General features: G+C 41.7%; 30 protein-coding genes. 19 read left to right on the forward strand and 11 right to left on the reverse strand.

Annotated features, from left to right (window positions below):
• The 13 genes from NSS92_RS15940 (at window position 1) to NSS92_RS16000 (ending at window position 10,877) form a co-directional block, all read left to right on the forward strand.
• On the forward strand, window positions 1-876 hold the full coding sequence (locus NSS92_RS15940; RefSeq protein WP_340869190.1) for an NAD(P)-dependent oxidoreductase: 876 nt from the start codon (window positions 1-3) through the stop codon (window positions 874-876).
• Between the two features lie 46 nt (window positions 877-922).
• A complete protein-coding gene (locus NSS92_RS15945; protein WP_048237701.1) occupies window positions 923-2,257 on the forward strand; it encodes a TRAP transporter large permease subunit in 1,335 nt (444 codons plus the stop codon).
• A gap of 13 nt (window positions 2,258-2,270) precedes the next feature.
• Window positions 2,271-2,537 carry a hypothetical protein gene (locus NSS92_RS15950; protein WP_267586871.1) on the forward strand — a complete coding sequence of 89 codons (267 nt, stop codon included), beginning with the start codon at window positions 2,271-2,273 and terminating at the stop codon, window positions 2,535-2,537.
• 175 nt (window positions 2,538-2,712) lie between these two features.
• A complete protein-coding gene (locus tag NSS92_RS15955) occupies window positions 2,713-3,111 on the forward strand; it encodes a YwqH-like family protein (RefSeq protein ID WP_340870054.1) in 399 nt (132 codons plus the stop codon).
• Window positions 3,112-3,115: 4 nt separating this feature from the next.
• Window positions 3,116-3,394, forward strand: a complete 279-nt coding sequence (locus tag NSS92_RS15960) for a YwqI/YxiC family protein (RefSeq protein ID WP_340869194.1) — start codon at window positions 3,116-3,118, stop codon at window positions 3,392-3,394.
• A gap of 11 nt (window positions 3,395-3,405) precedes the next feature.
• Window positions 3,406-5,076, forward strand: a complete 1,671-nt coding sequence (locus NSS92_RS15965; RefSeq protein WP_340869196.1) for a T7SS effector LXG polymorphic toxin — start codon at window positions 3,406-3,408, stop codon at window positions 5,074-5,076.
• Window positions 5,077-5,091: 15 nt separating this feature from the next.
• Complete coding sequence (locus NSS92_RS15970; protein WP_142946282.1) at window positions 5,092-5,454, forward strand: hypothetical protein; 363 nt, start codon at window positions 5,092-5,094, stop codon at window positions 5,452-5,454.
• Window positions 5,455-5,628: 174 nt separating this feature from the next.
• Window positions 5,629-5,901, forward strand: a complete 273-nt coding sequence (locus NSS92_RS15975; RefSeq protein ID WP_340869198.1) for a hypothetical protein — start codon at window positions 5,629-5,631, stop codon at window positions 5,899-5,901.
• A gap of 347 nt (window positions 5,902-6,248) precedes the next feature.
• On the forward strand, window positions 6,249-6,644 hold the full coding sequence (locus tag NSS92_RS15980) for an SMI1/KNR4 family protein (RefSeq protein ID WP_340869200.1): 396 nt from the start codon (window positions 6,249-6,251) through the stop codon (window positions 6,642-6,644).
• 236 nt (window positions 6,645-6,880) lie between these two features.
• On the forward strand, window positions 6,881-7,726 hold the full coding sequence (locus NSS92_RS15985; protein WP_267586865.1) for a lipoate--protein ligase family protein: 846 nt from the start codon (window positions 6,881-6,883) through the stop codon (window positions 7,724-7,726).
• A gap of 40 nt (window positions 7,727-7,766) precedes the next feature.
• On the forward strand, window positions 7,767-8,252 hold the full coding sequence (locus NSS92_RS15990; protein WP_267586864.1) for a tetratricopeptide repeat protein: 486 nt from the start codon (window positions 7,767-7,769) through the stop codon (window positions 8,250-8,252).
• A 118-nt stretch (window positions 8,253-8,370) separates the two neighbouring features.
• Window positions 8,371-10,647 carry a glycosyltransferase gene (locus NSS92_RS15995; protein WP_340869203.1) on the forward strand — a complete coding sequence of 759 codons (2,277 nt, stop codon included), beginning with the start codon at window positions 8,371-8,373 and terminating at the stop codon, window positions 10,645-10,647.
• Window positions 10,644-10,877 carry a DUF5970 family protein gene (locus NSS92_RS16000; protein WP_048237691.1) on the forward strand — a complete coding sequence of 78 codons (234 nt, stop codon included), beginning with the start codon at window positions 10,644-10,646 and terminating at the stop codon, window positions 10,875-10,877. Before NSS92_RS15995 ends, NSS92_RS16000 begins: the two co-directional genes overlap by 4 nt.
• Window positions 10,878-10,910: 33 nt before the next feature.
• Here NSS92_RS16000 and NSS92_RS16005 read toward each other — a convergent pair whose 3' ends face one another.
• Complete coding sequence (locus NSS92_RS16005; protein WP_267586862.1) at window positions 10,911-11,720, reverse strand: RsfA family transcriptional regulator; 810 nt, start codon at window positions 11,718-11,720, stop codon at window positions 10,911-10,913.
• 242 nt (window positions 11,721-11,962) lie between these two features.
• Here NSS92_RS16005 and NSS92_RS16010 point away from each other — a divergent pair, with 242 nt between their 5' ends.
• The 3 genes from NSS92_RS16010 to NSS92_RS16020 all read left to right on the forward strand — a co-directional run bounded on the left by NSS92_RS16010 (window position 11,963) and on the right by NSS92_RS16020 (window position 14,187).
• Window positions 11,963-12,184 (forward strand): DUF1450 domain-containing protein, encoded by a 222-nt coding sequence (locus NSS92_RS16010; protein WP_003215259.1) that lies wholly within the window; start codon window positions 11,963-11,965, stop codon window positions 12,182-12,184.
• Between the two features lie 170 nt (window positions 12,185-12,354).
• Complete coding sequence (locus tag NSS92_RS16015) at window positions 12,355-13,656, forward strand: HD domain-containing protein (protein WP_142946255.1); 1,302 nt, start codon at window positions 12,355-12,357, stop codon at window positions 13,654-13,656.
• 30 nt (window positions 13,657-13,686) lie between these two features.
• Window positions 13,687-14,187, forward strand: coding sequence for a YwgA family protein (locus NSS92_RS16020; RefSeq protein ID WP_060698665.1), 501 nt, complete (start codon window positions 13,687-13,689; stop codon window positions 14,185-14,187).
• A gap of 92 nt (window positions 14,188-14,279) precedes the next feature.
• Here the strand turns inward: NSS92_RS16020 and NSS92_RS16025 are convergent, their stop codons facing one another.
• From NSS92_RS16025 to ssuE, 8 genes are read right to left on the reverse strand one after another with little or no spacing between them, the layout of a single operon-like run.
• Complete coding sequence (locus tag NSS92_RS16025; protein WP_267586861.1) at window positions 14,280-15,023, reverse strand: amino acid ABC transporter ATP-binding protein; 744 nt, start codon at window positions 15,021-15,023, stop codon at window positions 14,280-14,282.
• Window positions 15,020-15,730 carry an ABC transporter permease subunit gene (locus tag NSS92_RS16030; RefSeq protein ID WP_340869211.1) on the reverse strand — a complete coding sequence of 237 codons (711 nt, stop codon included), beginning with the start codon at window positions 15,728-15,730 and terminating at the stop codon, window positions 15,020-15,022. Before NSS92_RS16030 ends, NSS92_RS16025 begins: the two co-directional genes overlap by 4 nt.
• Window positions 15,731-15,746: 16 nt before the next feature.
• Window positions 15,747-16,589, reverse strand: coding sequence for a transporter substrate-binding domain-containing protein (locus tag NSS92_RS16035; protein ID WP_267586859.1), 843 nt, complete (start codon window positions 16,587-16,589; stop codon window positions 15,747-15,749).
• A gap of 17 nt (window positions 16,590-16,606) precedes the next feature.
• Window positions 16,607-17,368 (reverse strand): amino acid ABC transporter permease, encoded by a 762-nt coding sequence (locus NSS92_RS16040; protein ID WP_267586858.1) that lies wholly within the window; start codon window positions 17,366-17,368, stop codon window positions 16,607-16,609.
• 13 nt (window positions 17,369-17,381) lie between these two features.
• Window positions 17,382-17,945, reverse strand: coding sequence for a GNAT family N-acetyltransferase (locus tag NSS92_RS16045; RefSeq protein WP_087977786.1), 564 nt, complete (start codon window positions 17,943-17,945; stop codon window positions 17,382-17,384).
• A 26-nt stretch (window positions 17,946-17,971) separates the two neighbouring features.
• Window positions 17,972-18,226: a glutaredoxin family protein gene (locus tag NSS92_RS16050; RefSeq protein WP_267586856.1), complete on the reverse strand. Its 255-nt coding sequence runs from the start codon at window positions 18,224-18,226 to the stop codon at window positions 17,972-17,974.
• Entirely contained in the window at window positions 18,226-19,251 is a 1,026-nt protein-coding gene (locus tag NSS92_RS16055; RefSeq protein WP_340869215.1) for an LLM class flavin-dependent oxidoreductase, read from the reverse strand. Before NSS92_RS16055 ends, NSS92_RS16050 begins: the two co-directional genes overlap by 1 nt.
• A complete protein-coding gene (gene ssuE, locus NSS92_RS16060; RefSeq protein WP_340869217.1) occupies window positions 19,235-19,786 on the reverse strand; it encodes an NADPH-dependent FMN reductase in 552 nt (183 codons plus the stop codon). The genes NSS92_RS16055 and ssuE overlap by 17 nt, the downstream gene beginning before the upstream one ends.
• A gap of 149 nt (window positions 19,787-19,935) precedes the next feature.
• On the opposite strand from ssuE, the gene NSS92_RS16065 reads away from it, so the two are divergent.
• Window positions 19,936-20,829: a LysR family transcriptional regulator gene (locus NSS92_RS16065; RefSeq protein WP_340869219.1), complete on the forward strand. Its 894-nt coding sequence runs from the start codon at window positions 19,936-19,938 to the stop codon at window positions 20,827-20,829.
• Between the two features lie 39 nt (window positions 20,830-20,868).
• On the opposite strand, the gene NSS92_RS16070 is transcribed toward NSS92_RS16065, so the two are convergent.
• Window positions 20,869-22,197 (reverse strand): LLM class flavin-dependent oxidoreductase, encoded by a 1,329-nt coding sequence (locus tag NSS92_RS16070; RefSeq protein ID WP_267586853.1) that lies wholly within the window; start codon window positions 22,195-22,197, stop codon window positions 20,869-20,871.
• 373 nt (window positions 22,198-22,570) lie between these two features.
• Here NSS92_RS16070 and NSS92_RS16075 point away from each other — a divergent pair, with 373 nt between their 5' ends.
• On the forward strand, window positions 22,571-23,383 hold the full coding sequence (locus NSS92_RS16075) for a zinc-dependent metalloprotease (RefSeq protein ID WP_267586852.1): 813 nt from the start codon (window positions 22,571-22,573) through the stop codon (window positions 23,381-23,383).
• Between the two features lie 52 nt (window positions 23,384-23,435).
• On the opposite strand, the gene NSS92_RS16080 is transcribed toward NSS92_RS16075, so the two are convergent.
• The gene (locus NSS92_RS16080) at window positions 23,436-23,621 is read right to left on the reverse strand and encodes a 2-hydroxymuconate tautomerase (protein ID WP_340869222.1); all 186 of its coding nucleotides are present in this window, start codon (window positions 23,619-23,621) and stop codon (window positions 23,436-23,438) included.
• Window positions 23,622-23,734: 113 nt separating this feature from the next.
• Between NSS92_RS16080 and NSS92_RS16085 the strand changes: the two genes are divergently transcribed.
• A complete protein-coding gene (locus tag NSS92_RS16085; protein WP_340870057.1) occupies window positions 23,735-24,391 on the forward strand; it encodes a site-2 protease family protein in 657 nt (218 codons plus the stop codon).
• The last annotated feature ends 1 nt before the right edge of the window (window position 24,392 follow it).

Genomic DNA, 24,392 nt, shown 5'->3' on the forward strand with positions numbered 1-24,392 from the left:
ATGAAAATAGGGTTTATCGGTTATGGAGAAGCAGCATATGAGCTCTCAACGGGATTGAAAACAGAAGGATTAGATCAATTTTACGCGTATGATGTACTATTACAAAATGAGAAATTAGCTGGCGCATTGAAAGAAAAAGCATCGCAGACAGGAGTTCAATTAACCAGCAGTATCAGCGAAGTCATTGAGAAATCTGATATTGTCATTGCCGCTGTGCCAGCAAATAAAACTTTAGGAGTGGCCCAATCCGTTTCGGGAAGTTTGAAAGAGAATCAAGTATATGTGGATGTGTCGGCATCAACACCAGACATCAAAAAACAAGTGGCAAACGAAATTGAAAAGCAAAAAGCTTTATTTGTAGATGCCGCCATGCTAGGATCTCTTCCAGTCAACAAACACAAGGTTCCAATCACGGCAAGCGGCAGTGGAACAGACCGATTCATAGACGTCACAAAAGCATATGGCATGAATATCACAAAAATCAGTGACCAGCCAGGAGATGCTTCGGCACTAAAGCTGATAAGAAGCATTTATATGAAGGGGATTGTTGGACTCTTAATTGAATTTTTGGAAATTTCCAAAAAATATAATGTGGAACATCAAGTGATTTCTTCTCTGAGCGAAACAATGGACAGCAAGAGCTTTGAAGAAACAATGAACCGTCTTGTGACAGGAAGTGCATTGCATGCAAAAAGACGGGCAGTAGAGCTGCTTGGCTCTATTGAAATGCTAGATGAAGCAGAGGTTGATGCCAGTATGTCTCGGGCAGCACAACAAAAGCTTGAGAGATTAGCAGACTTTCACTTTGCTGAACGATTTGACGGGGCAAAACCAGCCAGCTGGGAAGAAGTCATTGACGTGATGCAGCAAGGGTGATCAATTGTAAGCGTTTTATTTAACAAAGGGGAGGCGAAAAAACGATATGGGTTTTATTGCGTTGATTGTATTCATAGCTGTCATCATTATATGGAATGTCGTCGTGAAACGGAATATGGGAGAAGCCATGCTATTAGGCTTTATTGCAACCACATTATTTGGCGGATTGGATGCATTAAGACTTTTCTGGGATGGATTAAAATTTGCATCTACATATGAGGTGCTCTATGCAGCTGTCGCATTTGTATTCATGGCCTATTTAATCGAAAAGCTGGAATTAATTCATGCACTCTTGCGAATCTTAAATTCGGTTGTAGGAAAACTTCCTGGTGGAGCGGCTTATATGAGTACGTTAGGTTCAGCAGTCTTAGGTGCTCTTTCAGGTTCAAATTCTGCAAACACAGCTGCGACTGGCTCTATCACGGCCTCTTGGATGATTAAATCAGGCTGGAGCCGAACCCATACGGCCACGATTTTAGCAGGGAATGGCGGACTTGGGGCGGCACTGCCTCCGAACTCTTCAATGTTTATCATGCTGGGGTTTGCACCAATTGCAGCCCTTGTATCCGAAGGAGATTTATATATTGCGCTTTTAATAGGAGGACTGTATCAAGTCGTATACCGATTTATTCTTGTTTATATTCTGGTGAAAAAGAATAAAATTCAGGCCATGCCGCCAGATGATATTCTTCCTTTTAGGGAAGCTGTGAAACAAGGGTGGAAGTCGATCTTTATTTTTTTCGGTGCCTTGATTCCTATCATTATCACAATTGGTCCGCTGGCAAACTACTTAAAAAGTAATCCAAACATCGGACCAGAGGCAATGGATCAAATTTCTTTAATTACGTGGATTCCAATTCTCATGATGTTGATTAGTTTAACGATCGGGAGAAAAAAAGCGTCTGCACTTGATTGGTCTCAGTTTTTCAAGTCGGCCATTCCTAAGTTTACAACGATCGGTGCCTTGATGCTGTTTGCTGTTGCTGCTAGTCAGGTGCTTGCTGAATTAGGATTGGCAGAAGATTTGACGCAAATCACATCAGTACTTACCATTCCGAAGTGGCTCATGGTGCTCATTGTGGGAATTCTTGTCACACTGGTGGCTGGACCATTATCTTCAACGGCCACGTTAACAGCTGTTGGGCTTGTCTCATTTTCAGCTTTAGTCTCAGTCGGAGTGGACCCAGTTGTGGCTGTTGTCGCCATTCTTGCTTTTTCATCAACAGAAGGCGCTTCCCCGCCGGCATCAGGATCGATTTTCATTGCTTCTGGTCTTGCAGGAGCCAGACCGGAGAAAACGTTTATACCGCTGATTCTCTACTATATGCTGCCGATCGTGGGAATTGGCTGGCTCATTGGAATGGGAATACTTCCAGTATAGAAAGGAGAAACACATGAGAGCATTGATGGAATTTTTATTTAAAGTGCTGCTTGTCCTGTTCTTAACGTCAGGAGCCCTGTTGGTATTCGGTCAAATACTAGGGATTCTTTTGCAAAAGGGAGATATGATTATTGCGAGTACGAATCTATTCAAAAACCCAACACTAGTGTTAAGTGCCTTTTTTAGTCTTGTTGGTTTCTCTCTCCATTATATTCCTGAAAAGAAAGACACCTCAATTAGCGATCATCCATCAGCATCAGCAGGGGATTCGCTCAAATAAGCAATAAAAAGCTGGATTCAGTAAATGGATCCAGCTTTTTTGTGCGCGAGAAATAGGTATTAAAACCCAATACATACGATTCATTTTTTGGTAAATTCACTTTCAATCATATGCCTCTCGTGCTAGTAAATGGTAACATAACGGAGGACTATTTAAGGAATAGAGGTGTTTGACCATATCTGGAGCAATCATTGGTTATAAAGCAGCCTTGTATTCGTTAAAGGCAGATATATCTATAAAAAAAGAACAAATCATTGAACTCAGCATGTGCCGAAAAGAAATCATAGAGGCAAAATGGGCCCTGGCAGATGCCAGCAAGAAAATCACTCATCCAGATCTGTCATCACATACATGGTTTGGCCATTTGGCAGACACGTTTGATGACATTCGAGATGAAATGGCTTCCGCTAGTCAGGAAATAAAAGGTGTACAGCTAACCAATCTATTAAATCGAATCGATGAGAAAATCAGTGATTTCACATCGGAGATTCATTCGTTAGAACATGAAATTCATTCGGTTGAAAGAAAAATAGAGAAAGAAAAGCAGCAACAACTGGAAGAAAAAAGAGGGTAGTCACATGACGAGAGAAATTAAAATAGATGCCAGTCAGGTCAAACAAGTATTACAGCATGCAAAACAATCAGGCACTCAAATGAATGCAGCCCTTCCAACAACCATCAAAGGAAGAAATCAGCTCCTGACGGCAGACACATTAGAAAAGATCAATCAGCAGCTGAACGAAATTAGTACATCCTATATAGGCATTCTTCAGAAACAGCTTGCACAAACAGAACAAGTGGTGAACACCATGATTGAAACGGACAAGGCGCTTGCTTCCAGCAGTAAAAGAAAATAAAGGAGAACGCAATGAAAACCCTTGACGCCTTTGCGCTAATAAACGGAATAGATCAAACGCTGAATGCGTTAAAGCAGCAGTCACAGCAAATCAGCTCCATAGAAAAACAAATCAATCACATTATCTCACTCGATGGCGAACTAAAGGGAGAGGCGGGACAAGCCATCCGCGCCTTTTATACAGAATGCCATATTCCCTTCCTGCAATTCTTTCAGGTCGTCATTGAGGAATATAGCGCTGCATTGAAAAACACAAAGCAGGCTCTTCATGCACTAGAATCAAACGGGCACGGCTATATATCACAAGCATTTATTGAACACGAACTTGATCAGGGCTTAAAAAAAGCTGAACGTACGATTTCTGAAATCGTATCAGAGGTAAACCACGCCATCGGCAGAGTTGGTCATATTGTTCATCTGCCAAGTGTAGACGAATCAGTGTTTCAGCAGAACTATCAAAAGGCATGGCTCGAGACATCAAGAACCATTGGTCTGCTTCATGCATTTGACAGGGAGCAGACAAGTGCTTTACATGAAACCAAAAGTTCTCTTCAAACAATGAAGCAATACATAAATACCTTAAGTACCATGTTCACCGGCCCAAAAATCGACATCACGAGCTATCAAAAGGGGTCTATTTTCAAAGATGAAAAAGAAGAAAAAGTAAGCAGCACCATCAGTGGATTGAAGGATAAAATAGACAACCCAAAAGACAATCCAATGATGATCATGATGAAGAAACTGAAAGAGAAAGAACAGGCGAATGTGGAGACGGTTGTTCGTAATGACACCTATAAAAACATCAGTAAACAAGTCACAGCAAACGATCCATCGCTTACCACATTGCAAAGGGAAGCCGTGAACGGGAAAAACAAGATTCATAGAGACATCAGGGTCATAAATGGTAGACTATACAACGTAAAAGGCATTAAAAAGTTAAAAGAATTCGATATCGCAGATGAAGTCGTCACGGACCCGTCGGATATTGATTTTATTGGCGGACGATACACCGTTTACGCCAATAAACAAATCATCCGAACGTATATCGCAAATGGCGAAAAAAGAATAGAAGAAGTCGACAAAATTCCAGAAAGCCGCAGCCATGGCAACGCTAAACGCATATTAGACGGTGAAGTCGTCTCAACCACCGAAAACATCATCCTAGAATACAGCGGCATCTACGACGGCTACCGAGCCGTTACTGGCAAAGAGCCAGAAACCAGCCAAAACATCAGCAGCACAGACCAAGCCCTATCCGCAGCCTCTATCATTCCAATGACGAAGATAGTGAAGGTTGGGAAATATGTTTTTAGGTTGGATCAAGGGAAGAATGCGGTGACGAGGGTTGAGAAGACTGCTAAAGGTGCGGGTGACCTGATTAAATTCAAAGGTGATCAAGCTATTATTCATTATGAAAAGCATAGTAAAGAGATAATGGATGCAATGGGTAAAAATCAATACAATATCAAAAATTATCTTAAAGATGCAAATCACGTTATTCAGAAGGGGAAATATGTACCAGAACTGAATGGTTATGTGAGGCTTGTTGGTGGAAAGGGAAGTGCAAAATATGGATTTGTTGGGCTTGATAGAAAAACAGGGAATATTACCACATTTCATATAAAATCAGTTAAAGAACTTTCTAAAAAAGCACCAAGTTTAGGGATAAAAACAAAGAAGTAAAAAAGGGTGAGTGTATTGAAAATAAAAAAAATAAACTGGATTTCACAAGAAGCTTCGGAAGCTGAAGTGATTGTAACAGATGGTGAACTGGAAATAATGTGTTTTGCCCAACCATTAAATTACCTTGAAGAAAGTGAACTATTAGAGCCTATTTATTGTTTAGATGTATCAGACTTAGTGAAAGCTGAATTGTCAGAGTATAGAATTGAAAAATTAGATGATAATTTTAGCTATAGTTTTTTAGGACAATTAATTGATAAGCATGATGAAAAAGTGAGAGTAGGCGGATTTTTATTAGAATTGGATAACAACTTACCAGGAGATATAAATGAAGGCGATTTTATAAGTTTTAATTGTCAACGACTTGATATTTATTAGTATGAGATGGTGTTTTTAAACCCTTAAAAGTCTATAAACTTTTAAGGGCTATTTGAAATATAATGATAGTTGAATCTGTATACCTGCTGAAGAACGATAATGATCAGATACACTCAGGGATGGCTTGTTGAATTGATAAGAGAATAAAAAATGCAGATTCTTTAGGAGCGTTCAATGAACAAAAAACAACAACTAACGAAACAAATCCAAACAGTCATCAACATCCTAGAAAAAGAATATTCACAAGAAATCAATCAAGGTGTTCTCCAATTAATATACAAAAGATATAAGGATGCACAAAGGATCATTCAGAACAATGAAGATCTCCAAAAAATTTTGATCATTGGCGGGGTGAGGGCTTATTTGGATAGTTATAATGACTATCTAAACCCCTTTCTAGATGAATTACATAAAGCAGAGAGTTTGCTTAAAGAAATGCTGTCATAGATAGGACGGCTGTCTGTAGTAATGGAATCAAGTTTTGTATCGGGCAGCAAAACAAAGAAAGGAATGCATATGGAACATAAACAACACAAAATCAAAAAAACACCCAATTGGCTATTAAGTATCAGTATTCTGATTGTTATAGGAACAGCTTTGCTGAAAGGAGTTTCTCGCTCAGACGCTGATTATCGCGGTTTCCCTATTGATTGGCTAGTTCTGCACGGACATCATACTTTTGAATTTCTATTGTGGGGTTTTATACTCGATGTGGTCATTTTCTATTTTCTTTTAAGAATGCTCCTTCGTTTGTATAAAAGGGTCATGAAATTAACTTAGAGGAGGCTTTTAAAATGATCAATTTACCTCAAATCCCAAATCTGCACGTAAACAAACCAGCAAGTGACTTACATATCAAAGAGGCAGAATCCCAGCTATACATTGTCCTGCCCCGTGCTTATAAGGAATTGCTGAAACAGACAAATGGATGTTCCTTTGGCGGTGAGGTGCTGCTATACGGGACGGAGGACATGGTGGAACGCAATAAAACATGGGAGGTTCAGCAATATGCAAGCGGCTATGTGGCGATTGGCGACGATGGCGGCGGGCAAGTATTTCTCATGCGGCTGGCTGAAGAGGAGAAAAAGGTATGGATCGTGGATGCTGGTGTAATGGACCCTCAGCATGCAGAGCTGATGGCCGAAAATTTTCTGAAATGGGTGAGTGAGGGCTGTATCATAGAAGCGTAATCCAATAAAGGAGATGTTCACACTGCCTTGGAATAGATGGATTACTGCTGGTTTTGTGGTTATGATACTGTTTTAGTGATCTCTGTATATTTCAACATGAAAAGCAAGAACAAGAAAATCAAATCATCCAACTGAAACGCTCTGTGACGCCAAATGTTATGGAGCTTTTTGCATTCTCCCTCCATTCATCACATGTTATAATAAACACAGTTTATGAACGAGAGGATATGCAGGAGATGAAAAATGAACCTATTGAGTTACTGACACAGCCGAAATGGCGGATCATCGATCAGTCGAGTCTTGGTCTTTATGTGGACCCGAAGCAATCCTTTGCGATGGATGATACACTTTGCGCGTCGGTGGGAAAGGGCCTCTCACCAGCGACAGCCCGTTCTTGGGTGCATCACAATACGATTGTGCTTGGGATTCAGGATACAAGACTTCCATTTCTCCAAGATGGCGTAAAGCTGCTTGAGGAAGAGGGCTATCGTGTGATTGTGCGCAACTCAGGCGGTCTTGCTGTGGTGCTGGATGAAGGTGTACTGAATGTGTCTTTAATCTTTGCGGAACAAAACAAGGGCATTGATATTGACCGCGGGTATGATGCGATGGTGGAACTGATCCGCCGAATGCTGTCGATGTATGAGGTGGATATCGAAGCCTATGAAATTGTCGGCTCCTATTGTCCAGGCAGCTACGATTTAAGTATTAATGGAAAGAAATTTGCAGGCATTTCTCAGCGTAGATTACGCGGTGGGGTCGCTGTGCAAATTTATTTGTGTGCAGATGGAAGCGGGCGTGAACGTGCCGACTTGATCCGCCGTTTTTATGACGCCGCCTTAAAGGATAAACGGCAAGAAGTGAAGGCAGTATTTCCTGTTATACAGCCGGATACGATGGCATCTTTATCAGAATTAATCGGTGAACCTATTGATTGTACATTTCTCATGCGCCTATTACTAGAGGAGCTTCAAAAGCTCAGTGATCAGCTGACAGCTTCGGGCCTGAATGCAGAAGAACAGCTGGAATTTGAGAAAAACATGACGCGGATGATTGAGCGGAATGAAAAGGTGTTTTCGTAAACATCAGCCCTTTCATCTTGAAAAGAGTAGAGGTGAAATGATGAAAACAAAGCTTGAGAAAGCCATTGAACTTCGAAAAAGTGGACATCTTCAAGAATCAAATGAAATGCTGTCTCATCTTGTAGAGGAGTATCCAGGCAATGCCTCTATTCATTATCAATGTGCCTGGAGTTATGACCTGTTAGGTGAGGAAAGGCAAGCTGTCTTTTTTTATGAAAGGGCCATTGAGTTAGGATTGTCTTCAGAAGAACTAGAAGACGCTTTACTAGGGTTAGGAAGTACATACAGAACTTTAGGAGAATATGAAAAGTCAAAACAGATATTCCTAAAAGGGATGGAAACTTATCCGGACAACAAAGCCATTCAAACGTTCTATGCCATGACTTTGTATAATTTGAAAGAACATAGCAAAGCGATGGAAATATTACTGAACTGTTTAACTGAAACGACAAAAGATCCTGCTATTTTAAGTTATCGAAAGGCGATTGATTTTTATTCAAATCAGTTAGATACGTTATGGAAATAATAGTTGATTTGGCTGCTTAAATAGATTTGGAGGGGCAATGTTATGAAAGAATCCCCTCCTTTGTTATGAAATTTTATATGTAATAGTCATTTATGGCGTAAGAAAGAAGGTAAATTTGTTGTCATTATTCACCACGTATTACCCGCTGTTTATGCTTTGTGTTTTGTCTGTGTTGTATGTGATGTATCGTATTCAGCCGATGGCCTCTACTGTTAAAAAAATCATCATTGTGCTCTGTGTGTTAACAAATGCCGCATATATTTGCTGGCGTCTCTTCTTTACACTGCCGCATGAAGGTACATTTAATATGATAATGGGCATCTTGCTTGTTGCCTGTGAATGCATTGGATTTTTACAGCTGCTTGTGTTTTATACACTTGTTTGGAAGCCTTCAAATCGGAAACAAGTCACGATCAGTGATCTTGACAGGCTGCCAACAGTTGATATTTTCATAGCTACATATAATGAACCAATTGAAGTACTGAAACGCACGGTTGCAGGTTGTTTGAATCTCTCTTATCCAAAAGGCAGCGTCCACATTTATTTATGTGATGATGGCAAAAGGGAGTCTGTAGAGCAGCTTGCTTCTGAGTTTGGTGTTCATTATCTGACAAGAACAGATAACAAGTTTGCTAAGGCGGGTAATTTAAACCATGCGATGTCTCAAACGAATGGAGAGCTGATTCTCACACTTGATGCTGATATGGTCCCCCTTCCTGCCTTTTTAGAAAAGACAGTGCCTTACTTTCATGATGGAGCCACTGCGTTTGTTCAAGTTCCACAAGCATTTTATAATGAAGATCCTTTCCAATATAATATGTTCTCGAAAGATCGAATTCCAAATGAACAGGACTTCTTCATGCAAACCCTCCAAGCTGGTAAGGATCGGTTCAATGCTGTTATGTATGTCGGGAGTAATACTGTATTTAGAAGAACGGCCTTAGAGGAAATTGGCGGATTTGCTACTGGAGTGATTACAGAAGACATGGCGACCGGAATGCTTCTCCAAGGGAATTTCAAATCTGTGTCTGTCGGAGAAGTATTAGCCGTCGGTCTGGCACCTGAAAGCTGGCTTGATCTGTTAAAGCAGAGAGACCGGTGGTCGAGAGGGAACATTCAGTGTGCCCGTAAGTTTAATCCATTGAAAGTTCGCGGCTTAACGCTTATGCAGCGAGTTCTTTATTTAGATGGCATTGTGTATTGGTTTAACGGTTTGTTTAAAATGATTTACATTCTTACACCGATTTTGTTTTTATTGTTTGGTATTCAAAGTTTCTGGGCAGATTTCCAGTCCATTTTCATGTTTTGGCTGCCGGCGTTTTTTAGTTCGTATTTAGCGTTTAAACTGGTGTCGAATCAAAAAAGAAGTATGTTTTGGAGTCATATTTACGAAAGCTCTATGGCATTCCATCTGGCTGGTGTGGCTTTAAGTGAGCTGTTTTTGAAGAAGAGGGTTGAATTTCTTGTCACACCGAAGGGAATTCAAACGGACAAGAGACATTTCCATTTGAAAACGATGATTCCTCATTTGATCTTCTTGCTGCTCTCATTGCTTGTCCTTGTGAAAATAGGATACGATGTGAAGGTAAATGGGACGATGAATGCTGACCTCACGTTGATTAATATTTTTTGGGTGCTTTATAACGGTGCAGGTCTATTCATGGCACTCATTGTGGCGTTTGATCGTCCGCGTTATCGAAAATCAGAGCGGTTTGTCATTGAAAAAGAGGGGCAGCTCCGTTCTGATCATCAAGATGAGCCGATTGCTTGTTTTCTACTAGATATGAGTGATTCAGGTGCGCGTCTATCCATTCCACTTGATCAAGCTCCTTCTCTCTATCAAGGACAAACGCAATTGTTCTTTTCAGAGGAAGAAAGTGTGGCGTGTGATGTGGTTTGGAGCCATCCAGAGGGAGACAAGCTGATGGTTGGTGTTGCTTTTACTGACACAGAAAAATCAGAGTATCTATCGCTGATCCGCTTCTTATTCACACGAGAGCATATATCGATAACGGATCGTGAGAAAAAATCCTATGCTGTTCGGACATTTCTCCGCTTTGTAAGAGAAACGAAGAAGGTACCAAAGGCTCTGCAGCGCAAATGGATGAGAAGACCATTGCAAGGTGTGACAGGTACGCTGTCCTATGAGGGCCGGCTAGAAGAGAAGGTGCCGGTGAACATACATGATATTAGTTTATCTGGATGCAAAATCGAGTCTGAAGCTTCAATTGAATTACATGAGAAAGTGCTGATCACCATTGACACAGAATCTCTGATAGATCAGCCGGCGATTGCGGTCTGGACATCACAAAAACGCGGCCGCACAATGGCCGGACTCAAGTTTGTCCAGCCTGAAATCAAGCAGATAGAAGAAAGAGAGGGAGTGGTTTCTTGAAATCCAAAAACGGCGGTTACCTCTATTTACTATGGCTTCCTGTCCTCATGGGAGCCGGCTACGGCATTTCGCTTTTAGTGCCATTTCTTCAGCCTGTACTGACACTTGGCATCGCAGGTCTTTATATTTTTATGTTTGGTGATTTTCAGGTAAGGCAGGTCAGGTATATTTTTATGTTTGTGTTTTTGATCAATGTTCTTTTTAGTGTGATGCTATTTCTGGGTATTTAAAAAAGTGCTTCCCGAGGCGGGGAGCACTTTTTGTTATTCTGCCATTTTTTCGAGGTTGCCGTTCCGGTCCATTTTAAAGGTTGGTGCGGCACTATCGTCCTCTTCAAACAAAACTAGTTTTCTTGCACGGTTCATGATTTTGACGAGTGTTTCATAATCTTCTTGAATCGTGAGCTGATCCTTTTCAAGCTTTTTCACTTCAGCTTCTAGCTGCGAGACTTTATGAGAAAGCTCATTGTTTTCTCGTTTTAAGCGGCTGTTTTCCATACGTAAGGCAGTGGATTGCTGACCATCGCCTTCATAACGGCGTAAGAAATCAATGATATCGTCGATGGTTAATTCTTGATGCTGCCTAAATGGATTTGCTTCCGGCTTTTTCTCTGCGGTATTTGGGGCAGGAGCAGCCTGTGACAATAAATGTGATAAACTAGCTAACTCTTCATTGTAGCTTTGATCCACAAACTGAAGCTGTTCTGCTGTTTCAGCAGCTGGTGCAAATGTTTCTTCCTGTGCTGGCTCCAGTTCCTGTGAGAATTCCTCTTGAGTAACCGTTTCTTCTACTTGCGGCTGATAAAGTAATCGTTTTTTCGCTGGCTGGCCATTGCCAAGTGCGCGCATCCGTTGTTTTCGCTGTTTTTTGGCAAGTGCCAACGCTTTTTCATATTGATGTCTGACGACAGCATTCCATCTAAATCCGCATGCCGCTGAGGTGCGGTTCAGTTTATCTCCTACTTCTTCAAACGCATTCAGCTGCGTGCTGCCCTCTCTGACGTGACGTAAGACGGTTTCTGCCAGGAGGAGATCATTTTCCTCTGACCAAGCATCTTGTCTTTGTTTTGACATGTGTTTAAACCCCCATATGATTTGATGGTATTAGATTAGCCAAGTTCAAGAAGGTTTATACAAGTTTGCTAAAAGGATAGTGGAAAATACTAGCTTTTATGTAAGCGGGTGATTGGGGTGGCAAAGCGTCTTGCAAGTCCAGCCGCTTCGATGTACAATGTTGGGTGGTATATTATCCACGATTGGCTGTCCAACTGTTTCATATAGAATGAAGTATCATCATTGAAAGGAAGCGTAAGACCATGGCTAATGAGTTTCGCGTATGTGACGATTGTGATGCGACGAACCTAAAGACGTTATTGCCTCGACTCAAATCGGTTGACCCTGATGCAAAAATTGAGATCGGCTGTCAATCCTATTGTGGCCCAGGACGAAAAAAGGCTTTTGCGTTTGTGAACAATCGCCCATTATCCGCACCAACAGAAGATGAATTACTCGAAAAGGTTCAAAAAAAAGTCAAATAAATGTCACTGAATGTGTTCAGTCGACCTAAAAAGAGGTCCGTCCCTGTCAGGTCGGGCTTTTTACGTCCGTGCAATCTTTGAGAACACATTCACCAGCAAATTCAAGGATGTTTTCGGGAAAAGTTACCCGATATAATAGAAACACGTCTTAAAAAAAGAGGGACGAAACGATGGCGTATCCAAAAGGGAAATTATCTGAGGAAAAGGTATTTAAAGATCCTGTGCACCGTTATGTTCACGTAAGGGATGCATTAATATGGGATTTAATAGGAACAAGAGAGTTTCAGCGCCTGAGACGAATTAAACAGCTAGGAACTACTTATTTGACGTTTCATGGTGCAGAACACAGCCGATTCAATCATTCACTCGGTGTATACGAGATTGTGAGACGAATTGTGGATGATGTGTTTAAAGGGCGGCCTGAATGGGATGAAGGAGAGCGAGAGCTTGTACTTAGTGCTGCTTTGCTTCATGACCTCGGACATGGTCCATTTTCTCATTCCTTTGAAAAGGTCTTCCACTTAGACCATGAATCGTTTACAAGAGATATTATTTTAGGGCAGACGGAAGTCAATGAAGTGCTCCGCCGGGTGAGTGATGATTTCCCGAAGCATGTGGCTGAAGTCATTGCCAAAACGTATCAAAACAAACAGGTGGTCAGTTTGATCTCAAGTCAAATTGATGCCGACCGAATGGACTATTTGCAGCGTGATGCTTACTATACAGGTGTCAGCTACGGCCACTTTGATATGGAACGTATTTTACGTGTGATGCGCCCGAGAGAAGATCAGATTGTGATGAAGCAGAGCGGGATGCATGCGGTTGAAGATTATATTATGAGCCGCTATCAAATGTACTGGCAAGTCTATTTCCACCCAGTGACACGCAGTGCGGAAGTCATTTTAACGAAAATCCTTCATCGGGCAAAAGAGCTGCATGAAACTGGTTATATTTTTACACATGCCCCAGTTCATTTTTATTCAATCTTTGAGGGGAATGTCACCACAGAGGACTATATTAAGCTGGATGAATCCATTGTCTTATTTTATTTTCAGGCGTGGGAAGATGAAGAAGATCACGTGCTGGCTGATTTGTGCCGCCGTTTTATGAACCGCCGATTGTTCCAATATACAGAGTTTAATCCAAATGAAGAAATGACGAAATATTTCCAGCTGACCGCCTTGTTCAAGGAGGCAGGAATTGATCCTGACTACTATTTAGTGGTCGACTCTTCCTCTGACTTGCCCTATGACTTCTACAGACCAGGGGAGGAAGAAGAGAGGCTGCCCATCCACCTTTTGACGCAAAGCGGTCATATTAAAGAATTGTCGAGACAGTCAGATATTGTTGACGCCATTTCCGGTAAACGAAGAACCGATCATAAACTTTATTTCCCGATGGACTTAATTGTAGATATGTCGGAAAAAGCTGAAGAAAAGAAGGCGATCATGAAGCTGCTTGGTTTGGGATAAGGAAGTACTGAAAAAGGAGATGTCGGGAATTTGTTGAAAGAGCATGCAAAGTTGATGAAGGTATTCTCTGAATCAGGGGAAATCGTTGGACGGAAGAAGCTGCAAAAGATGATTTACATAGCAAAAAAGCTAGATTTGCCTTTTTACGAGAAATACGATTTTCATTTTTATGGCCCCTATTCAGAGGAGTTGACGCTCAGAATTGAAGAGCTGTGCAACCTTGGATTCTTGGACGAAATGAAGGAAAAAAAGGGCGGATACTATCAATATCGCTATTCGCTGACGGACAATGGGAAAGAGTTTCTCGATCAGTGTGAAGTGGACATGCCCGACCTCAAAGTGCTGACGCAGCAGATGAACGAGCAATCGTCCCGTTTCCTAGAGCTTGTCTCAACGATTTTATATTTTGATGACCTGCCAGAAGATGAAGTAAAGGAAAAGGTCTTTACCATTAAAAGCAAGCAGCGTTATACGGATGAAGAATTTGAGGCTGCCCTTGCTTATATTGATCAGTTGAAGGAATTGAACTAACGAGAAGAACCAGTGTGTGATGGCTAATGGCTAGAACAGACTGGTTTTTATTTTGCACAGAAACAAGTCGACCGCATGGATCGACTTGTTTTTTATGAATGGTGATAAGAGAATCTCGCTAAAAATTGTTTTGTACGTTCTTCTTTCGTCTGTTCAAAGACTTCTTCCGGCGTACCTGATTCGACGATGACCCCATCCTCCATGAAAATCACCCTGTCGGCAATATCATAGGCAAAGTTCATCTCGTGGGTGACGATGATCATGGTGACCCCGGTTTGTGCTACCTGTTTAATGACATCAAGCGTTTCTCCTACAAGTTCTGGATCTAATGCAGAGGTCGGTTCGTCGAACAAAATGACTTCTGGATTCAAAGCCAGTGCCCGTGCAATGCCAACTCGCTGCTGCTGTCCGCCAGATAATTGATGCGGATAGGCATCCTTTTTCTCTAGTAATCCGACCTTTGTGAGTAATTGGAGAGCTGTGTCATAGGCTTGATCTTTTGGTTGTTTACGGGCAATGACTAAACCTTCCATGACGTTTTCAAGTGCTGTTTTATGAAGAAATAGATCGTATTGCTGAAAGACCATGGCGGTTTTTCTGCGAAGTGCGAGAATGTCTTTAGGCCTTGCTTGATTGAACTTGACAGTCGTGTGATCAATGCTGATTTCTCCTTGGTCCGCACGCTCAAGAAAATTCAAGCATCGCAGAAAGGTTGATTTTCCAGAACCGCTCGGACCTAAAATGACGACCACTTCGCCTCTTTCTACCGTTAAATCAATTCCTCTCAGAATCTGGTTTTTACCGAACGCTTTATGCACCTGTTTGATGTCAATCATGCCAATCGTCTCCTTTTGTTTTTGTATCCATATTTCTCATATCCGGCTGTAATGGCTTCGATAGAGGCACACAGTGCCCAGTAAATGAGAGCAACGGCGATGTATGCTTCAAGATAACGATAGTTCACATTGGCTTTGATTAAAGCGCCGTTTAAAATATCGACCACAGACACCATAGAGACGAGAGAAGAGGCTTTGATTAAACTGATCAGCATGTTGTTCAAAAGTGGAAGGGCGATGGGAAAGACTTGCGGTATGATGACCCTTCGTAAGACCTGTTTGCTGGTGAAACCAACGGATAGAGCAGCATCAATTTGCCCCTTTGGAATAGATGCAAGAGAGCTTCGAAATATTTCAGATAACCCGCTTACGGCATATAAAGTAAGGGCGAAAATGGCAATCCATCGTCTGTCCAAATCACTGAAACGAATCTGAAGAGAAAGAGATGCAGCCAAACGATCCAGCGAATCGGAAAAAAGGAGATAAGATACGAGCAGAATCAGGACAACAGGAATTGCTTTAAAAATAACCACAAACCATTTGAACAATGGAGACAATACAGGCACTTGATAAAAACGGATAAGGGCAATACCAAATCCAAAGACAGAGCCAAATAATAGCGGGAGAAAGCCTAATAACAGCGTCGTTGGCAAATAATGAAGTGCAGCTATAAAGGCCTGCAGCATAAAGGCAACATCAAAATCCACTCAGATCGCTCCTTTCTTATGATGTAGTAAAGTCTCCGCCCAATATTTTCTTAGACAATTCAGCGAGCTTGCCGTTATCGATCAGTTTTTGTAATGCTTGATCAATGTCTTTTTGAAGTTTTGTATTGTTTTTTTGATATAGATAATACGTTTTAGATACGTTTACAGGCTTTCCAGAGGTGACTAGATTGGCATTGAATTGTTTGTTTAGTTTGTTGACGTCATACTTTGTGAGCAAGGCCGCATCGACTGTGCCATTTTGAAGGTTTTTGACGAGAATTTCGTTCCCGCCATCTCCGTAGACAATGTCAATTTTCCGATCATGCTTTTCGTTATATTGCTCCAGAAGATAAGCGAAATTACTTCCTGTAGAGGTGTGCACTTTGTGTCCAGCCAAATCGTCAAGGCTTTGAAAATCATGACCGGATGCCTTATCAACAACCACATAGCTTGTATAATCTGTGTAGCCAACTTTTCCAAATAGATATTTCTTCTGGCGCTCATCATTGATTTCATATTGATGGGCAGCGAGATCTACTTTACCAGCATCTAAAGCGGGCAGAATATTTTTAAATTCGAAGGATTCATATTTAAACTTATATTGTGGAAGCAGCTGATCCACTTCATCTAATACAGCCTTCTCATAGCCTGTTAATTGACCGTTTTCATCTAAGTAAACGAAAGGCTGGTAAGCGTTCCCTGTGCCAACGATGATTTCTTTCGCATCTGGATCATTATTCGCTGCTTCTGCTTTGACTTCATTCGATTGTTCCGTATTTCCGCAGGCAGCAAGCAGCAATGAGCCAAGTGTAAGCAGACCAATGATGTAATATTTTTTGAATTGTTTGTTATTTTTCATGTGAAATCCTCCTCGTTTTACTTCGCGCGCTTTTCGACTGTGAAGGCCGTTTCGGGTCTTTTTAAGGAAACGAATGTCGTCTGACGCTGTTTTCTTGTTTTCGGTGTATTGATCTGTTTTTCTAATAGATCAAATGCTTTTTCCAGCAGCATACTTAACATAATAAAAATAACGGCAGCAATAAAGTATCCTTCTAATACGCGATAGTATAAAGCCCCTAATGTTTGGACCTTTCCTATAATATCCATCACGCCCAGTGTAAAGGCGAGGGAGGTATTTTGTAATAAGTTGACAATGGCCACGCCAATATTCGGGAGCGCGATTCTCCCTGCTTGTGGAATGAGTGTCCTTCTATAAATCTGCCATTTCGTCAGCCCAATGGAAGCAGCTGCTTCATATTGAGATGCTGGGACACTCGATAAGGCTGATCGGAATATTTCTGAAAAATAGGCAGCTGTATTGAGTCCATATGTAATATAAAGAAAGATCAATTTGTTCCACATGGAGATATCAAGGCCAATTGCTGCGAGCACGCCTGGCAGACCATAAAAGACAATAAACATTTGAACCAGGATAGGCGTTCCGCGAATAAATGAGACATAGACTGCACTGAGTTGATGCAGAACAGGAATGCGCTCAATTCGAAAATAAGCAAGGATGAATCCAAGAAAGCTGCCAATCAAAGTGGCAAATAAAACAATCAGCAAGGTCGTCGGAAGGGCTGATAATACTTTAGGAAAGAGTGTGACCACATACTCCCATTTGAAAAACTCACCCACGTTGAATCACCTCCTATGTAGAAGTCGTTTCGACTTTTTCTTCTGCGGGTGGTGCCCCTAGAATGGCTGGATCAAAGCGTTCAGGGATAAGCACTTTATACATCAAAACACCTAAATCTCCATTTTCAGCCTCGCGTTCAATATATTTTGTATATCCTTTTCGTTCGTACATCTCTAAAAGCCAAGGGTGTTTCCGGCCAGAAGTGCCCAGTGTATATGCAGGCGCTTTATATGTCTGCCGGAGCAAGGTGTTTTCTACATAATCGAGCAGCTTATTTCCAATCCCTTGACCGGCTAAATCAGGAGCTGTCGCAAACCACCAAACAAATGGATAGCCTGAGACCGGCTCAGTGCTCTCCCAAGGAAAACGTATGGTGATGGTTGATATGAGCCGGCCGTCTCGTTCTAATACAACGGCAGCGGACTGTGTAATGTTTTCTGTGACCATTTCAAGTGTGGCGTTCGTGGATGGCCAATCGATGCCCATTTCCCCAAGCGGTTTAAATGCACTGGACAGCAATTCTAAAAAAGCCGGCGCATCTTCTTCGGTAGCGATGCGAAAAATATCTCGACTCATGACAAACCTCCATTCAAAATGTAATGTCAGATTAACGCTTTTCTTAAAGTCTCGATATCTGGATTCAGCAATGCTTGATACACGTGAGGATCATGACTGATCTCAACTACAGGCACATAGCGGACACCGTATTTTGCTTCTAAAATGTTTCTGTAATCATCATGTTCTGTGACATCAATCGTTGAAAAAGGGATCTGCTGATCGTTGAAGTAGGATTGAATGTCCTTGCAATAACTGCATCCATTTTTGCTCCATAATATGATTTTTTGATTGTTTGACATTAGACGTTCACCTCTTGATTGATTGGTTTTTGGTTTGTTTGTTCTTGATCAAGTGCTTCTTTTAATAAAGTGATAGACGTGATCCTTTCATCAATATTTACGATCGGCGACAGCACGATGAATTCATTGATATCGTATGACTCGGCTAGCTCAGTCAGCCTGTGATGAACGGTTTCTTTTGTGCCAGCAGTATAGCCGGTTTTTTGTACATGAATGTTGTAGTGTTCCTTCTCCATTTCTTTCACCAGTTTTTCTGCATCCTCTAACGATGTGACATTAAGCTTTCTTCCATCGGAAAAGGAGACCTTTACTGTTTCCTTTTGTTTGATGTGCGAGAGTGCTTGTTCGTGATCTTCGGCTACAGAAACGGTGATGGCAAGAAGGAACTGCTGGCGAGTGCCCGCTTTCTGATATGTTTGGAAGGTCTCTCTTGCTTCTTTTAATAAGGCTTCATCTCCATTAATGAAGAAGGCAAAGACAAAGGAGATACCAAGTTTTGCTGCAAATTCAGCGCTCTCTATACTTCCCCCTAATAGGAACATGTCAGGTGAAAAACGAGGGATGGGCTGAGCATTCAATTCATTTGTGTGTTCCGTCAGATAGGTTTTGAGATCCACTAATTTTTGAGAAAAATCCTTCCGTGACGCCTGATAATCTTCCTGAAGAGCTTGTGTCGATAGGTTCAGTCCTCCCGGTGCTTTCCCAACACCTAAATCGACTCTTCCAGGCGCTAATGATGCTAGGACATGAAATGTTTCAGCCACTTTGAACGGGCTGTAATGCTGAAGCATGACACCGCCAGACCCAATTCGTATGTTGTTTGTTTTTGCTAAGAGATAGCCGGCAAGAGCTTCAGGGGAAGAACCTGCTACTTGAGGGTTATTGTGATGTTCAGACACCCAAAACCTGTGATAGCCAAGCTGATCCGCTGCCTCAGCCAATCTGACAGTATGCTGAATGCCCGTCTCTGCGTTCTCGTTTTCACCGACAAGGCTTTGATCAAGAATACTAAGGGTGAACGACATTGGCTGTTCCTCCTATCAGACTTTGATATTGAGATAATGCGAGGTTTAACCTGTTTGTGGCATCTGAATCAAGTAAGTAATCACCTGACTCCTGCTTTGTGACCTGTTGATCCACGACATACACGCCAGCTTGAACAACCGTTGCACCAAGTTGATGAATAATCGGTTTAAGAGCATATTCAATGACGAGCAGGTGACCATAGGTTCCTCCTAAAACGAACGGAAGGACGGGTTTTCCTTGTAACGCTTTTTGTGGAAGTAAATCTAAAAACGTTTTTAAAATACCGGAAAATGACGCTTTGTAGACAGGCGTTAACACAATGACACCGTCACTCTCATTCACAAGTTCAATGGCCTTGACAACCTCTTCGTTTGAAAAGTCCGCACGTATTAATGCGCTGCTAGGCAGCTGGTGAACTTGAATGATATGCACATCGATTCCATTGATCGTTAAATGCTGCTGAACATACTGCAGAACACCGGTTAATCGAGATTGGACGGAATGTCCGCCTGCTATAATCGTTACTTTCGTCAAATCGTCTCCTCCATTTCTAATAATTCCTTCTAAACAACTTGGAATAGTTGATAATATAAATTATAATAAGGCAAACCAATTGAAAAGTATAATTAGTAATCATAAATACACGATTCAGTTATTTAAAATATAGAGAAAAGAGGGGTTTTATGGAGATTCGTGCGATCCGCACCTTTGCCACCATCGTGAAATATGGGAATTTTTTAAAAGCAGCAGAAGCACTGAATTATTCTCAGCCAACCATTACCTTGCACATCAAGCATTTAGAAGAGGAAATTGGAGAGAAGCTTCTAGAGAGAGGGAAGACCTTAAAGTTAACAGCATCAGGACAGCTTTTTTATGAAAGAGCCAATTCTTTACTCAATGAATATGAGAAACTGACGAAAACGCTCCAAGATTTAGAAGTGGGCATTGCGGGATTAATTCGTATCGGTGTTTCTGAGCCTACTGCCAGTTTAGAGTTCCCGGCGCTCCTTGCAGAATTCAAGGAAAGATTTCCGAATGTAGAATTTTCTGTGCAAGTAGCAGATGCAAATACATTGAGTTCCTTGCTTTCCCATGATGAGATTGATTTTGCGATTTGCGGCGCACCAGAAGCTTCGATGGAAAATAGCTATAAGCCGCTTTTTCAAGATGATATCGTCCTGCTGGTCCCGTCTTCCCATCGATTGGCGGAAAAAGATGCAGTGGAGGTAACTGATTTAGAAAATGAGACTATACTATTCACACCTCACAATTGCCCCATCCGTATCCAAATTGAACAACAAATCGTCGATGTCATTGGGACAAATTATAAGAAATTAGAGATTACTAGCAGTATGTCCCATAAACACTATGTTCAGGCGGGCTTAGGAGTCTCTCTGTTTACACGAACGGCTCATTCTTTTACACTCCCCGGTACGAAGGTATTAGAAATAAAGGGCATTCAAGTTTCCCCGCCAGTTGGTCTATTGAGGAAAACAAATGATACACCTGGAAGAGCTGTGCTCCAGTTTATTGATCTCATTGAAAGTCGGTTGCACCAACAGCACCAACCATCATAAAAAGAGGGGTTAGCCTTTATGCTAGCCCCTCTTTCAAGTTTATTTCACTGTTTGTTTCAGAAACTGATTCTTCTTAATCGGCAGACCCAAGTTTTCGCGAAGGGTATGAGCTGGATAATTTGGGTCGTAATATCCTTTTTCTACTAATATCGGAATGACGTGCTCCGTCCATTCGGATAAACCACTAGCTAAAATTGGAGCGCCAAAAATAAATCCATCTGCGGCATCCTCTTCGATCCATTGAATTAATTTGTCAGCTACTTGTTCGTAAGTGCCGAAAAAGGCACTTTTTGGGGTGGTCACTTGTAAAGCGACTTCTCTTAAGGTCAGGTTTTGATCTTTGGCCATTTTCTTAATGGACTCTGTTGTGGATTGGAAGCTGTTTGACCCAGCGTCACCTATATCCGGAAAAGGTTCATCAAGCGGGAATTGGCTGAAGTCCAAATGGTCAAAGAATCGGCCGAGATAATGCAGAGCTTCTTCAATAGAGACTAGATGTTTAATGGCTTCATATTTTTCTTCTGCTTCTTCGACTGTTTTTCCTGTAATCGGGTGGATGCCAGGGAATATTTTGATATCGGATGGTTTTCGACCAAACGCTTCGGCTCTATTTTTCACGTCGCGGTAATAGGCTTTTGCCTTTTCAAGTGAATCGGCATTTGTAAATACAGCGTCTGCTTCTTTTGCGGCTAGATCTTTTCCAGCCTCTGAAGCGCCTGCTTGGAAAATCACGGGCTGCCCTTGTTCAGAGCGCTCAATATTTAAAGGACCTTTGACAGAAAAGTGTTTCCCATGATGGTTTAAGGTGTGCAATTTATCTCGGTCGAAGAAGACACCTGTCGATCGATCTCTTACAAAAGCATCTTCTTCCCATGAGCTCCAAAGCCCGTTCACTACATGTAAGTACTCTTCTGCAATTTCATATCGAAGTGAGTGGCTAGGATGCGAACGGATGATGTGATTTTCAGCAGAGCCCTCTAATGGGGAAGTTACAACATTCCAGCCTGCCCGGCCTTTACTTAATTTGTCCAAGGAAGCAAATTGTCTGGCAATGGTAAAGGGCTCACTGTATGAAGTGGATACAGTACCCACAAGTCCAATCTGTTTGGTGACTGTGGCAAGCGCAGATAAGATGGTTAATGGTTCAAATCGGTTTAAGAAATGAGGAATCGAATGTTCATGAATATATAAGCCATCTGCGACAAAGACAAAACGGAAACCCGCTGATTCTGCCTTTTTGGTCATCGCTTGATAATAATCAATGTTAACACTTGCATCTGCTGGAACCGATTCATCCTTCCATGCATTCATGTGCCCCCCTGGGCCATGTAACATTAATCCAAATTGTATGTGCTTTTTTCCAGACATGCCGATCGTCCCTTCTGCTTTGAGGTAGCAATGTTTTATGTTTTTCATCATAAGGCAGAATCGCAGAGAAGTATAATTGGTATCAGTAAAGTGTGACTTTATCTTTTCTAATATCATTTTTTGTTTCTTTCAGATGTGTCATTAGGTCCATGACATTATTTCTTAAAAACTGGGGTGTTTACTAAGTAAATGACCCAGACCAAAAGCGCTATTTTTCGATGAAATGTGTGTCAAAATATCCGAAAAATTAGTGAAAATGACGTAATTCGACTTTCTTCCTGTGCATCTAATTCCCTGTTTTTGACTGAAGAGAAGGAAAATGGTGAATTTTCAGTGAATATATAACTTTGTGAAAAACAAAGGAGGGATAGGAATGAAAAAGCGTTCAGTCTTTTTGTCATTTTTATTGGTAGGTAGTTTGTTACCGGGGGTAAGTTCAGCTTCAGCACCAGTAGCGAGTGCAGGTCATGGTCATGATCATGGTCATGCGCCGTTCGAAACCCATATTAGTGAGGGGTTGCCAAAAGCAAACGATTTTAAAGATTTGAAGACAGCACCTCCAATTGAACGAGATGTGACAACAAAGGTATTAGATGAGTCTGGTAAGCAGGTAGGCTCGAGAACCTTTAAGGCCAATACAGGAGATTCAATTTCAACAAAAGCAAGTACAGGCAGTCAGAAGGTCACTGTCTATGCGGTTGCTGATGCGCAGTATCGTGCGAAATATAGTGACTGGCAGACACGGATTGTCAGCATCATCGAGCAAGCAGATGTCACGTTTAACCGTGATCATGATGTCGACTTTGTCGTACAAGCAGTAGGATCTTGGACGTCTTCGGGATCAAATGCAGAGCAAATTTTGTCTAACCTTGCGCGCAGCTTTGATGGCAGAGGATACGATTTTGTCACTGGATTTACAGCAAATCCAAACTTTGATGCTGGCGGAATCGCTTATGTCTACAATAGTGCACCAAGCGGAAGTGCATTCGCCGTCAACCTTGACCAAGGAACAGCGAATACAGCAAAAGCGGCTACGCATGAATACGGCCATAACTTTGGCTTACCGCACGACCCTCAAGGAAGCGGCATTGTCTGCTTAATGAATTATGATTATTCCTACACAGTCGATTTCTTCGATGCGGCTCATAAAAATCAGGTGAACCGTAACAAAGCGTGGTACAGATAAGAATGAAGACAAAAGGACAAACACCGGAAAAGTGTTTGTCCTTTTTATATGCTTACAGGTCGCTGATGCGCTTTCCTGCTACGGCATAGTGTTCTTTTTTCATTTCTTCAATAATGACAGAGACTTTTTCTGCCCCTGCGCCTGTTGTTTCAACAACGGCATCAGTGACTTTCTCCATAAGAGCTCTTTTCTGCTCGTCTGTTCTTCCTTCAAGCATTTGAACGGTGACAATCGGCATGGCGAAAACCTCCTTTTTCCTTTAATACTACGCTTCCCTTTAGTTTAAGGGACTTCTTATAGTATACTGAATGAAGTAAATCATTGTATAGAAAGAAAGAGGGATTCATGCCTTTGAACCAATTTCTTGTTTATCCATTAGAACTTATTCCATATGTCGCCATTACGCTTGTTGTCGCATTTACGATGCACGAGCTGGCGCATGCATATGTTGCGTACCGTTTCGGAGACCCGACGGCTAAGAATCAAGGGAGACTGACGCTCAATCCACTGAAGCATCTCGATGTATTCGGGACGATTTTGATCTTTGTGGCCGGGTTTGGCTGGGCGAGACCTGTACCGGTGAATCGTTACCATTTTAAAAAACCACGCTTAGCAGGGATTTGTGTCTCCATTGCTGGGCCATTAAGTAACTTGGTGCTGGCGTTTTTGGGCTTTCTTGTGTATGTGCTTCTTCAGAAATTTGGCGGGGAGTGGATCATGCGCTTTGAGCCGGGAGTCGATAATTTCTTTTTAATCTTTATTAACTTAAACGTCATCTTGTTCCTATTTAACTTATTACCACTTCCGCCGCTGGATGGGTATCGAATTATTGAGGACGTCGTCAGTCCCCGTATCCGGGCGAAAATGACGCAATTTGAACAATATGGGATCATTATTTTTCTCATATTCGTGATCACACCGCTGGGACAGTTTGTTTTTGGTCCATTGATCGGAATGCGGGATCAAATCATATACTGGTTTAATCTTATTTTGAAGCCGCTGCTTTAGG

The organism is Bacillus sp. FSL M8-0166 (genome assembly GCF_038008825.1).
Taxonomy (GTDB): domain Bacteria; phylum Bacillota; class Bacilli; order Bacillales; family Bacillaceae; genus Bacillus; species Bacillus safensis.